At 75.2% G+C, this 12,654-nt stretch carries 10 protein-coding genes; 6 read left to right on the top strand and 4 right to left on the bottom strand.

What is annotated here, in order from left to right:
- Positions 1 to 57: 57 nt before the first annotated feature.
- Positions 58 to 1,077, bottom strand: a complete 1,020-nt coding sequence (locus AC07BS_RS26030) for an SGNH/GDSL hydrolase family protein (RefSeq protein WP_478649973.1) — start codon at positions 1,075 to 1,077, stop codon at positions 58 to 60.
- Positions 1,078 to 1,297: 220 nt separating this feature from the next.
- Here AC07BS_RS26030 and AC07BS_RS26035 point away from each other — a divergent pair, with 220 nt between their 5' ends.
- Positions 1,298 to 2,695: a cystathionine beta-synthase gene (locus AC07BS_RS26035; protein ID WP_478649976.1), complete on the top strand. Its 1,398-nt coding sequence runs from the start codon at positions 1,298 to 1,300 to the stop codon at positions 2,693 to 2,695.
- 367 nt (positions 2,696 to 3,062) lie between these two features.
- Here AC07BS_RS26035 and AC07BS_RS26040 read toward each other — a convergent pair whose 3' ends face one another.
- Positions 3,063 to 3,491, bottom strand: coding sequence for a hypothetical protein (locus AC07BS_RS26040; protein ID WP_478649979.1), 429 nt, complete (start codon positions 3,489 to 3,491; stop codon positions 3,063 to 3,065).
- A gap of 102 nt (positions 3,492 to 3,593) precedes the next feature.
- Here AC07BS_RS26040 and AC07BS_RS26045 point away from each other — a divergent pair, with 102 nt between their 5' ends.
- Together AC07BS_RS26045 and AC07BS_RS26050 are read left to right on the top strand one after the other, a co-directional pair.
- Positions 3,594 to 4,958, top strand: a complete 1,365-nt coding sequence (locus AC07BS_RS26045; protein WP_478649982.1) for an acyl-CoA synthetase — start codon at positions 3,594 to 3,596, stop codon at positions 4,956 to 4,958.
- Between the two features lie 71 nt (positions 4,959 to 5,029).
- The gene (locus AC07BS_RS26050; RefSeq protein ID WP_478934662.1) at positions 5,030 to 5,881 is read left to right on the top strand and encodes a MurR/RpiR family transcriptional regulator; all 852 of its coding nucleotides are present in this window, start codon (positions 5,030 to 5,032) and stop codon (positions 5,879 to 5,881) included.
- A 19-nt stretch (positions 5,882 to 5,900) separates the two neighbouring features.
- Here AC07BS_RS26050 and AC07BS_RS26055 read toward each other — a convergent pair whose 3' ends face one another.
- Complete coding sequence (locus AC07BS_RS26055; RefSeq protein ID WP_478934663.1) at positions 5,901 to 7,199, bottom strand: alpha/beta hydrolase family protein; 1,299 nt, start codon at positions 7,197 to 7,199, stop codon at positions 5,901 to 5,903.
- A 199-nt stretch (positions 7,200 to 7,398) separates the two neighbouring features.
- Here AC07BS_RS26055 and AC07BS_RS26060 point away from each other — a divergent pair, with 199 nt between their 5' ends.
- Complete coding sequence (locus AC07BS_RS26060) at positions 7,399 to 8,001, top strand: hypothetical protein (protein ID WP_478649990.1); 603 nt, start codon at positions 7,399 to 7,401, stop codon at positions 7,999 to 8,001.
- On the opposite strand, the gene AC07BS_RS26065 is transcribed toward AC07BS_RS26060, so the two are convergent.
- The gene (locus AC07BS_RS26065) at positions 7,985 to 9,334 is read right to left on the bottom strand and encodes a type III PLP-dependent enzyme domain-containing protein (protein WP_478934664.1); all 1,350 of its coding nucleotides are present in this window, start codon (positions 9,332 to 9,334) and stop codon (positions 7,985 to 7,987) included. The genes AC07BS_RS26060 and AC07BS_RS26065 overlap by 17 nt on opposite strands.
- 141 nt (positions 9,335 to 9,475) lie before the next feature.
- On the opposite strand from AC07BS_RS26065, the gene hutU reads away from it, so the two are divergent.
- Positions 9,476 to 11,134 carry a urocanate hydratase gene (hutU, locus tag AC07BS_RS26070; protein ID WP_478649995.1) on the top strand — a complete coding sequence of 553 codons (1,659 nt, stop codon included), beginning with the start codon at positions 9,476 to 9,478 and terminating at the stop codon, positions 11,132 to 11,134.
- 146 nt (positions 11,135 to 11,280) lie between these two features.
- Positions 11,281 to 12,468 carry an allantoate amidohydrolase gene (locus AC07BS_RS26075; protein WP_478934665.1) on the top strand — a complete coding sequence of 396 codons (1,188 nt, stop codon included), beginning with the start codon at positions 11,281 to 11,283 and terminating at the stop codon, positions 12,466 to 12,468.
- Positions 12,469 to 12,654: the final 186 nt, after the last annotated feature.

Below are 12,654 nucleotides of genomic sequence, written 5' to 3' on the forward strand. Positions count from 1 at the left end.
CTGGTCACGATCTGCGGGCTGTGATGCGGGACTCTTTCCAAGCGCTTGCTCACACGCTCACAGGGTACGACCGGGGGCGGACTGCTCGGCGGCCTCGGTGTGGGCGGGCAGCCGGCGGCGCTTGCGGTGCTTGAGCAGGGCCCAGCGGCCGCGGGCCGTCGCCGTGACCTCCGTACCGCCCTCGGCCGCCGCCTGGGCGGCCGCCGTGGCCACCGGCAGGATGCCCTCGCGGCGGGCGGCGTCCGGCCGCTCGTCCTCGGGCCACAGGCCCAGGGTCGCGCAGAGCGTGGGCAGCACGGCCATGGCGGCCGTGGCGTAGCCCTCGGCGGAGGGGTGGTAGTTGTCCGGCCCGAACAGCTCGCGCGGGTTGGCCGCGAACTCCGGGCCCAGCAGGTCGCCCAGCGAGACCGTGCGCCCGCCCGCCTGGAGCACCCCTATCGTCTGGGCCGCCGCCAGCTGGCGGCTCAGTCGCCGGGCCAGCCAGCGCAGCGGCTGGTAGACCGGCTCGATCGTGCCCAGGTCGGGGCAGGTGCCCACGACCACCTCGCAGCCCGCGTCGCGCAGCCGGCGCACCGCCTCCGACAGCAGCCGCACGGAGCGGGCGTAGGGCACCCGGTGGGTGACGTCGTTGGCCCCGATCATGATCACGCAGACGTCGGGGACGCCGTCGGGGAGCGAGAGGACCTGGGTGACCTGGCGTTCGAGGTCGTAGGACTGGGCGCCGGACAGGGCGACGGTGCGCAGCTCGACGGGGCGCTCCGCGACCGCCGCCAGGCCCGAGGCCAGCAGCGCGCCCGGGGTCTGCCGGGGGCGGTGCACGCCCTGGCCGGCCGCCGTGGAGTCGCCCAGGACGCCCAGCAGCAGCGGCTCGCGGCCCAGGCGGTGCACGAACGCGGAGCCGTAGCGGCCGTCGGCGTGGGGCGGGGCGTCGTTGTGGCCGCCGACCACGCGGCGGGCCAGCGCGACCTCCGTGAGCAGGACGCCCAGCGCGGCGCCGCCGAGCAGCCCCGCGCCGCCGCCCCCGTACGCCGCCGCGGCCGCGATCCGCCGCGCGACCCTCGCCCTCGACATGGACATCGGCCGGCCTCCTTCGCGCCACGAAACCACGTTCACAAGCCGTTTTACAAACACTTCATAGAAGCTTCACGAAGCCGCCCGAGGCCTTGGGCCGAGGGCGTTACCAGCAGGTTGCCCCGCCGGTGGCCCCGTGCAACCGCCGCGGTCGCGGCCGCACGCGCAATAGGCTGGCGGTATGGGCACGCGACGACCGCTAGTGCCCCCGACCGCGGAGATCACCGTGCAGTATCGCGATTCGATGATTGAGCTTGTTGGCAACACCCCGCTCGTGAAGCTCAACAACGTGACCGAAGGCATTCAGGCGACCGTGCTGGCCAAGGTCGAGTACTTCAATCCCGGCGGTTCGGTCAAGGACCGCATCGCCCTGCGGATGATCGAGGCCGCCGAGAAGTCCGGCGAGCTGAAGCCCGGTGGCACGATCGTGGAGCCGACCTCCGGCAACACGGGCGTGGGTCTGGCGATCGTGGCCCAGCAGAAGGGCTACAAGTGCATCTTCGTCTGCCCCGACAAGGTCTCCACGGACAAGATCAACGTGCTGCGTGCCTACGGCGCCGAGGTCGTGGTCTGCCCCACCGCGGTCGACCCCGAGCACCCGGACTCCTACTACAACGTCTCCGACCGCCTGGTCCGCGAGACGCCCAACGCCTGGAAGCCGGACCAGTACAGCAACCCCAACAACCCCCTGTCGCACTACTACTCCACCGGTCCGGAGCTGTGGGAGCAGACCGAGGGGAAGATCACCCACTTCGTGGCGGGCGTCGGCACCGGCGGCACCATCAGCGGCACCGGCCGCTACCTCAAGGAGGTCAGCGACGGCCGGGTGAAGGTCATCGGCTCCGACCCCGAGGGCTCGGTCTACAGCGGCGGTTCCGGCCGTCCGTATCTGATCGAGGGCGTCGGTGAGGACTTCTGGCCGTCCGCCTACGACGGCACGGTCACCGACGAGATCATCGCGGTCTCCGACAAGGACGCCTTCCAGATGACCCGCCGCCTGGCCAAGGAGGAGGGCCTCCTCGTCGGCGGTTCCTGCGGCATGGCGGTCGTCAGCGCGCTGGAGGTCGCCAAGCGGCTCGGCCCGGACGACGTGGTCGTCGTCCTGCTGCCCGACAGCGGCCGCGGCTACCTGAGCAAGATCTTCAACGACGAGTGGATGGCCGACTACGGCTTCCTGGAGGAGCCCGGCGACGCCGCCCGCGTCGGCGACGTGCTGCGCCGCAAGGACGGCGGCATCCCCTCGCTGGTGCACATGCACCCCGAGGAGACCGTGGGCGAGGCCATCGAGGTGCTGCGTGAGTACGGCGTCTCGCAGATGCCGATCGTCAAGCCTGGCGCCGGCCACCCCGACGTGATGGCCGCCGAGGTCATCGGCTCGGTCGTCGAACGCGACCTGCTGGACGCCCTGTTCGCCCAGCGCGCCTCGCTCACGGACCCGCTGGAGAAGCACATGAGCGCGCCGCTGCCGCAGGTCGGCTCCGGCGAGCCGGTCGCGGACCTGATGGCCGTGCTCGGTGACGCGGACGCGGCCATCGTGCTGGTCGAGGGCAAGCCGACCGGCGTGGTGAGCCGTCAGGACCTGCTGGCCTTCCTGGCCGAGGGTCACAACGGCCACACCAAGTAGGCACGTTCGGGCCCGGTCGGGTCCGAACGGGTCCCGCCGGGCCCGTTCGGCTCCCGGCCGCCCGCCGGTCCGTGAACGGCACGCGCGCGTCACGTGCGCGCAGCGTGGGCTTAACACGGCCCTGGCATGGTGAGAGGTGCCGGTGAGGGCGGCACCCCGCCCGGCCGGCAGTCCGATTGCGGCGGCAGGACCTTCGGAGCGGCTCCCGGACCCGGCCGCCGGACGCGGAACGCGGACCCCGCGGGGGTCCGCCCGTGTCCGCGTGGGGACCGCCGTCGTCCCGACCCCGGCTCCGGCCGGGGTGCGGCGGCCCCGCGGCAATCGCTCACCGGCGACCGGCCGCGCGCTTCCCGGCCCTGGCGGGGAGTCAGGCCGGATCGCCGGCCCGCTCGTCCCTCGCGCGCCGCCACCAGGGCACCCCGGCCTGGGCGACGTTGACGCCCACCACGCCCGCCCACGTCACCAGCAGCCCGGCCAGCCCGGCGTTGACCGCGCCGATCGCCGACAGCGGCACGGCCAGCACCAGCGAGACCGCCGCGAAGCCGAAGCGCTCCCCGAAGGTGCCCGTGCCCGGGCCGTCGCCGGGCCGGCCGCCCCGGGCCCGCGCCATCCGGTGCTCCGCCAGCAGGCGGCGCACCTCCCGCTCGGCCGTGGCGTCCACGGTCCGTCCGATCCGGTCCTCGACCTTCTCCAGGAAGGCGTCGAGGAGTTCCTGCTCGTACTCCGGCCCCAGCTCCGCGCGGGTCTGCAGGGTCGCGTCGAGTTCTTTCTTCAGTTCCGTGTCACGGACCGTCATGCCGTCGACGGTACGGTCGTTCGAGGCCCCGCGTCGCTGGGGCCAGCACCCGTATCCGCAGAGGGGGTGTCCCCCGGGCACCCCACGGGAAGGAGCGAGTCCGTGACCACCCCACCCCTGCTGAGGTCCCTCGCGGCGGCGGACGCCGCCGATCGCGGGGACGCGCTCACCATCGCCGGGCGGCCGATGTCCCGGGAGGAACTGCTGGGCGCGGCGGGCGCGGTGGCCTCGCGGATCGCCGGCGCCGCGTCCGTGGCCGTCCGCGCCGAGGCCACCCCGGAGACGGTCGCCGCGGTCGTCGGCGGCCTGCTCGCGGGCGTGCCCGTGGTGCCGCTGCCGCCCGACGCGGGCCCCGCCGAGCGCGACCACGTCCTGCGCGACTCCGGGGCCGAGCTGGTCCTCGGCGAGGACGTGCCGGTCGACCTGCGGGAGCGCGCCGGCTGGTCCGGCCCCGAGCCGGACCCGAAGTCGACCGCGTTCGTCCTTTACACCTCCGGCACCACCGGCGCCCCCAAGGGCGCCCTCATCCCGCGCGGCGCCGTCGCGGCGGGCCTCGACGGGCTCGCCGAGGCGTGGCGGTGGACGGCCGACGACACCCTGGTGCACGGCCTGCCGCTGTTCCACGTCCACGGCCTCGTGCTGGGCGTCCTGGGCGCGCTGCGCACCGGCTGCCGCCTGGTGCACACGGGCCGCCCGACGCCGGAGGCGTACGCGGCGGCGGGCGGCAGCCTGTACTTCGGCGTGCCGACGGTGTGGTCGCGGGTGGTCCGCGACCACACGGCCGCGCGCGCCCTCGCCGGCGCCCGGCTGCTGGTGTCGGGCAGCGCCGCGCTGCCGGCCCCGGTCTTCCGGGAGCTCGAGGCGCTCACCGGGCAGCGGCCCGTCGAGCGGTACGGCATGACCGAGACGCTGATCACCATCTCCACGCGGGCGGACGGCGACCGCCGCCAGGGCTCGGTGGGGGTGCCGCTGCCGGGCGTACGGACCCGGGTGGTCGCCACCGGGGAGGAGGGCGGCATCGGGGAGCTGGAGGTGTCCGGTCCCACGCTGTTCTCCGGCTACCTCGGCCGGCCGGAGGCCACCGCGGCCTCGTTCACGGCCGACGGGTTCTTCCGCACGGGCGACATCGCCGCCGTCGACGAGGACGGCTCCCACCGCATCGTGGGCCGCGCCTCGACCGACCTGATCAAGTCCGGCGGCTACCGGATCGGTGCCGGCGAGGTGGAGAACGCCCTGCTGGACCACCCGGCGGTCAGCGAGGCGGCGGTCGTCGGGGTGCCGCACGACGACCTGGGCCAGGAGATCGTCGCCTATGTGGTGGCCGACGGCGTGGGCGAGCGCGACCTGATCGACTTCGTGGCGGGACACCTCTCCGTCCACAAGCGGCCGCGCCGCATCCGCTTCATGGAGGCGCTGCCGCGCAACGCGATGGGCAAGCCGCAGAAGAAGCTGCTGCCGCCCCTGTAGGGGCGCGGCCCCGCCCGTACCCTGCATAATTCCATGCAGGGTACGGGCGGAATGAATGGTCAAGGAGGGTCATGAGCGAGACCGGGAGCGAACCGGAAGCCGTCGCACGGCTGCAGAAGCTCTTCGAGGGGCACCGGCTGACGCCCACCCAGCGCCGCATCGCCCACTGCATGGTGCGCCGCGCCAGCGACGCGCCCTTCCTCTCCAGCGTGGAGCTCGCCGACCTCGCCGGCGTCAGCCAGCCGTCGGTGACCCGCTTCGCCGTCGCCCTGGGCTTCGACGGCTACCCCGCCCTGCGCCGGCACCTGCGGGACGTGGTCCCCGCCGCCGAGGCGCCCTCCGAGAGCTCGTTCAACGAGTACCAGCAGGCCGTCCACGCCGAGATCGACAACCTCCGCCACCTCGCCTCCCTGCTCGCCGACCCCACCCCCGTCGCCCGGGCCGGGCGGCTGCTGGCCGCCTCCCGCCCGCTGCCCGTCCTCGGCCTGCGCGCCGCCGCGGCGCAGGCGACCGGCTTCGCCTACTTCGCCCGCAAGGTCCACCCCGACGTACGGCTCCTCGACGAGGGCGGCACGCTCCTCGTCGACCGTGTCGACGCCGCCGTCCGGGCCGGCGCGAGCGCCCTGCTCTGCTTCGCGCTGCCCCGCCACCCCCGCGAGGTCGTCGAGGCCCTGGAGTACGCGCGGAGCGTCGGCCTGACGGTCGTCACCGTCGCGGACTCCACCTTCGCCCCCGTCGCCCGCCACAGCGACCTCCTGCTGCCCGCCGCCGTCGGCACCGGCCTGGCCTTCGACACCGCCTGCGCCCCGATGCTGCTGGGCCGCGTGCTGCTGGAGGCCATGTGCGACGCGCTGCCGGAGGCGCAGGCGCGCCTGGAGGAGTTCGACGCCAAGGCGGCGGCGCGAGGGCTCTTCGTGGAGTGACGAGCCGCGTGAAGGGGTGTCAGCGCGAGTACCGCATCTCGGGGAAGCGTGCCGACGGCCCGTCCAGCAGGTGGTCGTCCCGGTCGCGCAGGAAGCGGTCGAGGAACGACGCCACGTAGGCCCGCGTCGCCTCGGTGGCCCGCTCCGGCCCGACCGTGCCGACGGCCTCGCGCACGGTCTCCCACGGCACCGCCCCCCGCCGCGCGAGCCGCGGCAGCAGCGGCGCCGCGTCGGTGTACGCGCCGTGCTCCGAGCCCGTCAGCGTCACATCGCCGCGCCAGCCGCGCGAGTGCTCCCACAGCCCCTTCCAGGACGGCTGCCGGTCGTACGGGCCGGAGTCCTTCGCGTCCGTCCCCATCAGCAGGAACGGCCGGTCCACACCGTCGCGGGCCACCTCCGAGAGGTCCTCGCCGCCGTCCCGGCGGGGGAAGGCCAGCGTCCCGTCCATGTTGACGGCGGCCAGCACCCGGGGGTCGTCGCGCAGTGCCTGAAGGGCCGTGAAGCCTCCCGCCGAGTGGCCCACCGCGGCCACCCGCCGGAGGTCCAGCGCGCCGGCCAGGCCGCGCGGCAGCTCCGGCCGGTGCGCCCGGCGGCCCTCCAGGGCGTCCAGCACGAAGCGGGCGTCGCCGACCCGCGCCGCCATCGCCGTGCGCAGCACCGCGCCGGCGTCCGTGTCCGGCCGCCCGGCCAGCTCCGGCAGGACGGAGACCGCCGGCCGTCCGCCGGGCAGGGTCACCTCGGACGCGTCGTAGGTGTGGTCGACCGTCACCACCACGTAGCCGCGGGACGCCAGGTCCTCGACGAGCGAGGTGTTCCACGTGCGCGGATCGCCCAGGCCCGCCGAGTACAGCACCACCGGCAGGGACCGCGCCCCCGCGGCGACGGGCGCCTCGGGGCGCGCGTGGGTGCGGGTGGCCGCCCAGTCGGCCGCCCCGGCGGGCACCCCGTACGACCGGTGCCCCGCCCCGTCCGCGGAGCCGAAGTGGGCGGCCGCGCGGGCCTCCATGTGCGGCGCGGTGTCCCCGCCGCCGGCCCGCCCGGCGGCCGGGTAGAAGAAGCTCACCATCACCTCGCGGTGCCCGCGCTCCGGGTGCCAGGGGTCCTTCCGGTCCGGGTCGGTCAGGTGCCGCACGGCGGTGCCCACGGCGTACGGGCCGGTGGGCGCGGGAAGCCCCGCCCGGGCCGCCCCGGTCGGTGCGGTGGTGCCCGGCGCGGCGCCCGCCGGCGGCGCGAACGCGCTCAGCAGACCGGTCAGGGCCAGTGCCCCCGCCGCCAGCAGCGCCCGCCGCCGCAGTGCCGCCCGTTCCTCGCTCCGCATGACCGCTCCTCCCGTCGACCCGGTGCCGCCACGACCGTACGGACCGGCCGGCCGGGAACACGAGATACGACGGTGCCAACCCGCGGTGATACCGGGGTATGACAGCGGAGGACGGGTGACGCCGGCGCCGTTCTCAGCCGGTCCTCAGATTCCTTGGCTAGCGTGCCGGTGCGGGACGGGCCACGAGGAGGTATTCGAGGTGACACACGGGTCGTACGCGCTGGCGCGGGTGGCCGTGATCGTGCGGGCCCCGGCCCGCCGGCTGGGCGCGGTGGGCGTCCTGGGCGCGGGCCTCGGCGCACTGGTGCCGGGCCTCGCCGGGCGCCGGACCGGGCTGCTGGTGGGCGCGGCGCTGTTCGTCGTCGCGGCGGCCGCCGCCTTCCTGGCGCGCCGCGGGCGCTACGCCGAGCTGGCGCGCGGCGCCACGCGCGCCGGGCGCCAGGTGTTCCTGCAGGACCGCGCCGTGACCCTGCGCAACTGGGGCCGGGCGCGCCGCTGGTGGCTCGTGGCCGCCTTCCTCGTCGCCGTCGGGTCGTCGTTCGCGGTGCCCGCCGCGGCCGGCCTGGCGCTGGCCGGCGCCGCCGCCGGCCTGTGGGCCAAGGCCCGGTGGCTGGGCGGGCTGGAGCGCGCCGCCGGCGTCCTGCTGTGGGTGCGCACCGAACGGGCGCAGGGCAGCCCCGCCGCCAAGGACGTGCGCGGCTACCTCACCACCGGCACCGGCGCGGGCGACGCGCTGCCGGGCGGCGCCCGGCGCCGGCACCGTACGGCCCGCGGCGGGGCCGCCGTCAGCGCAGCGCGCTGAGGTCCGCGGCGCGCGCGGCGCCGCCCTCGGCCACCAGCTCCGCCAGGGTCTGCGGCGGCCGGACGGTCGCGAAGCGCACCTCCGGCGCGCCGCCGTCCGCCCGGGCGGGGGCGTAGCCGTAGACGCCGGGGCGGGGGAGCGTGTTGTACGCGTAGTGGTTCGAGAAGTAGTACGCGCCGGTGTCGAGCAGGGCGACGTGGTCCCCCGCCTCGATGCGGGGCAGCGGCCGCTCCACCGCGACCAGGTCGCCCGCGAAGCAGCACGGCCCCGCCACGTCCTGCGGCACCGGCTCCCCGTCCTTCGGCAGCCCCCGCCCGTCGTACACCGCGATCCGCAGCGGCCACGAGCCGGGCGCGAAGACGGTGCGCACGGCCACCTGCGCGCCCGCGTGCGCGACCGCGATCCGGCGGCCCCCGGCGTCCTTGGTGTACTCCACCCGGGACAGGATCAGCCCGCTCTTGGCCAGCAGCGACCGGCCGAACTCGGTCACCAGCGCGTAGTCGCCCCCGAACAGCCCCGGCACCTCGGCGGCCAGCAGCCGCGCGTAGTCGGCGTGGGTGGGCGTGACGTCGTCCGAGGCGAAGTTCACCGGCAGGCCGCCGCCGATGTCGACGACCCGGACCCGCCGCCCGCCCACCACGCGGTTGATCTCCTCGGCCAGCGCGTGGACCTCCCGCACGCCCGCCGCCATGAGCTCCAGCGGACACCCCTGCGACCCGACGTGGGCGTGCGCCCGGGTCAGCCACGGCCGCTCGGCGTAGGCCCGCACCAGCCACTCCCGCGCCCCCGGGTCGCGCAGCGGCACACCGAACTTCGATGTGGCGGTGGCGGTGCTGAGCGCCCCGATGCTGCCACCGCCGACCTGGGGATTGATCCGTACGCCGACGGCCGGGGCGGCCGGCGCCCCGGGGCCGGCCAGCAGCGCGTCCAGCCGCGCCAGCTCCTCGCGGCTGTCGGCGTTGACGGCCAGCCCCAGCGCGAGCGCCTCGCGCAGCTCGGCGGTGGTCTTGGCGGGAGAGTCCAGCACCATGCGCTCCGCCGGCACCCCCGCCGCCCGGGCCAGCGCCAGCTCGCCGGGGCTCGCGACCTCCGCGCCCAGCCCCTCCCCGGCCAGCAGCCGCAGCACCGGCACCAGGGGCGCGGCCTTCACCGCGAAGGCGTGGAGCACGTCGGTGCCGGCGAAGGCCGCCCGCAGGCCGGCGGCCGCCTCGCGGATGCCGCGCACGTCCAGCAGCCCCGCGACCGGCCGCTCCGCCGTGACCAGACCCTGCCGCACCGCTTCCCGCACCGCCGCGTCCCGCCGTGCGCCGATCGTGCTCCCACCGAGGCCCATGCGACCACTCCACCACCGCCGCGCGGTCCGTGCCACGGTCCCGGCGATGTCCGGTTCACCTGTTGACTAGCGCTATTCAGCCACACACACTGTGCAGTGTTCTATTCAGAACGAGGGAAGAGAGCCAGGGAGGCAGCGCCCATGTCAGGACCGCGACCCGTACGAGCAGCGCGAGGCACCGAGCTCAGCACCCGGGGCTGGCAGCAGGAAGCCGCACTGCGGATGCTGCAGAACAACCTCGACCCCGAGGTGGCCGAGCACCCCGACAAGCTCGTCGTCTACGGCGGCACCGGCAAGGCCGCCCGCGACTGGCGCTCCTTCGACGCCATGGTCCGCACCCTGCAGACCCTCAAGCAGGACGAGACCATGCTCGTCCAGTCCGGCCGCCCGGTCGGCGTCATGCAGACCCACGAGTGGGCCCCGCGCGTCCTCCTCGCCAACTCCAACCTCGTCGGCGACTGGGCCAACTGGGAGGAGTTCCGCCGCCTGGAGCACCTCGGCCTCACCATGTACGGCCAGATGACGGCCGGCTCCTGGATCTACATCGGCACCCAGGGCATCCTCCAGGGCACCTACGAGACCTTCGCCGCCGTCGCCGCCAAGAAGTTCGGCGGCACCCTCGCCGGCACCATCACCCTGACCGCCGGCCTCGGCGGCATGGGCGGCGCCCAGCCGCTGGCCGTCACCATGAACGACGGCGTCGCGATCTGCGTCGACTGCGACCCGCGCGCCATCGAGCGCCGCATCGAGCACCGCTACCTCGACGTCAAGGCCGACTCCCTCGACCACGCCCTCCAGCTGGCCGTCGAGGCACGTGACGCCCGCCGCCCGCTCTCCATCGGCGTCCTCGGCAACGCCGCCGAGCTCGTACCGCAGCTCCTCGCGATGAACGCGCCCATCGACATCGTGACGGACCAGACGAGCGCCCACGACCCGCTGTCGTACCTGCCCGTCGGCGTCTCCTTCGACGACATGGCCTCCTACGCGGCCGAGAAGCCCGCCGACTTCACGACGCGCGCCCGCGAGTCCATGGCCAAGCACGTCGAGGCCATGGTCGGCTTCCAGGACGCCGGCGCCGAGGTCTTCGACTACGGCAACTCCATCCGCGGCGAGGCCCAGCTGGCCGGCTACACCCGCGCCTTCGACTTCCCCGGCTTCGTCCCCGCCTACATCCGCCCCCTCTTCTGCGAGGGCAAGGGCCCCTTCCGCTGGGCCGCCCTCTCCGGCGACCCCAAGGACATCGCCGCCACCGACAAGGCCATGCTCGACCTCTTCCCCGAGAACGAGTCCCTGGCCCGCTGGATCAAGATGGCCGGCGAGCGCGTCCACTTCCAGGGCCTGCCCGCGCGCATCTGCTGGCTCGGCTACGGCGAGCGCGACCGCGCCGGCGAGCGCTTCAACGAGATGGTGGCCGACGGCACCCTCCAGGCCCCCCTCGTCATCGGCCGCGACCACCTCGACTGCGGCTCGGTGGCCTCGCCCTACCGCGAGACCGAGGCCATGCTCGACGGCTCGGACGCCATCGCCGACTGGCCGCTGCTGAACGCCATGGTCAACGTCGCCTCCGGCGCCTCCTGGGTCTCCATCCACCACGGCGGCGGCGTCGGCATGGGCCGCTCGATCCACGCGGGCCAGGTCACGGTCGCCGACGGCACGGCCCTGGCCGGTGAGAAGATCCGCCGCGTCCTGACGAACGACCCGGGCATGGGTGTGATCCGCCACGTGGACGCCGGCTACGACATCGCGGAGTCGGTGGCGGAGGACCGCGGCGTGCGGGTTCCCATGCGGGAGGGCGAGTGAGCCCCGCACCCGGCGGCGAAACGCCCGGTGGGGCGGACGCACCGTTGCGGGGTGCGGGTGGCGTTGTGCCCACCCTCCCCCAGCTACCGCTGGGAGGTGCCCCCAGCCCAGCGGAACGACTGCCCACAACGCCCTCGTTCCACGAGATGTGGCGGGACCTGCTCCCCGTCGGCCGCGACGCGGCCTCCGGCGGCTACCGCCGCTACGCCTGGACCGGCGCCGACGCCGACTGCCGCTCGTGGTTCCGCTCACAGGCGGAACTGCGCGGCCTCACCTACGAGGTCGACCGCAACGGCAACCAGTGGGCCTGGCTCGGTGACCCCGCCGCCGGGGACGCCGTCGTCACCGGCTCCCACCTGGACTCCGTCCCCGACGGCGGCGCCTTCGACGGCCCCCTCGGCGTCGTGTCGTCCTTCGCCGCCCTCGACGAGCTCCGTGCCCGCGGTGCCGCGCCGAGCCGCCCCCTCGCCATCGTCAACTTCGGTGACGAGGAGGGCGCCCGGTTCGGCCTCGCCTGCGTCGGCTCCCGGCTGACCGCCGGTCAGCTCACGCTCGACGCGGCCCACGCGCTGCGGGACGGTGACGGGGTCTCCCTGGCCCAGGCCATGGAGCGCGCCGGCTACGACCCCGAGGCCATCGGCCCCGACCCCGAGCGGCTCGCCCGTATCGGCGCCTTCGTCGAACTGCACGTCGAGCAGGGCCGGGCCCTCGCGGAGACCGCCCACCCCGTGGGCGTGGCGTCGGCGATCTGGCCGCACGGCCGCTGGCGGTTCGACTTCCACGGCGAGGCCAACCACGCCGGCACCACCCGTATCGAGGACCGCCGGGACCCGATGCTGACCTACGCCAACACGGTGCTGGCCGCGCGCAAGAGGGCCCGCCTCGCCGGCGCCCTGGCCACGTTCGGCAAGGTCAGCGTCGAGCCGAACGGCGTCAACGCCATCGCCTCCCTCGTGCGCGGCTGGCTGGACTCCCGGGCGGCCGACGAGGAGACCCTCGCCGCCGTCGTCGCCGGTATCGAGCAGGCCGCCGTCGAGCGCGGCGCCCGTGACGGCGTCGACGTCCGGGTGACCCGGGAGTCGTTCACGCCCGTCGTGGAGTTCGCCCACGACCTGCGCGACGAGCTCGCCAAGCTGCTGGGCGGCGTGCCCGTGCTGCCGACGGGCGCGGGACACGACGCGGGGATTTTGTCCGGCGTCATTCCCACCGCCATGCTGTTCGTGCGGAACCCCACGGGCGTCTCGCACTCGCCGGCCGAGACGGCCGCCGAGGACGACTGCGTGGCCGGAGTGACCGCACTCGCCGACGTACTGGAGGGCCTGGCGTGCAGGTGACCTACTGGGCCGAGCACGCGTGGCTCGGCACCCACGTGGAGCCGGGCGTGGCCATCGACGTGGGGGGGGGGGGGGGGGGGGGGGGGGGGGGCGAGGGGGGGGGGGGGGGGGGGGGGGGGGGGGGGGGGGGGGGGGGGGGGGGGGTGCGGGTTGTGCTAGGCCACCGACACACACGTCTTCCCCCCC

Source organism: Streptomyces sp. NPDC044063 (assembly GCF_056434285.1).

What these genes read in the sequence shown, in the direction of transcription:
- AC07BS_RS26040 (WP_478649979.1), bottom strand. Translation starts at nt 3,491, where the DNA reads ATGACGGTCCGTGACACGGAACTGAAGAAAGAACTCGACGCGACCCTG.
- AC07BS_RS26065 (WP_478934664.1), bottom strand. Translation starts at nt 9,334, where the DNA reads ATGGGCCTCGGTGGGAGCACGATCGGCGCACGGCGGGACGCGGCGGTG.
- AC07BS_RS26050 (WP_478934662.1), top strand. Translation starts at nt 5,030, where the DNA reads ATGAGCGAGACCGGGAGCGAACCGGAAGCCGTCGCACGGCTGCAGAAG.
- AC07BS_RS26075 (WP_478934665.1), top strand. Translation starts at nt 11,281, where the DNA reads ATGTGGCGGGACCTGCTCCCCGTCGGCCGCGACGCGGCCTCCGGCGGC.
- AC07BS_RS26055 (WP_478934663.1), bottom strand. Translation starts at nt 7,199, where the DNA reads ATGCGGAGCGAGGAACGGGCGGCACTGCGGCGGCGGGCGCTGCTGGCG.
- AC07BS_RS26030 (WP_478649973.1), bottom strand. Translation starts at nt 1,077, where the DNA reads ATGTCCATGTCGAGGGCGAGGGTCGCGCGGCGGATCGCGGCCGCGGCG.
- hutU (WP_478649995.1), top strand. Translation starts at nt 9,476, where the DNA reads ATGTCAGGACCGCGACCCGTACGAGCAGCGCGAGGCACCGAGCTCAGC.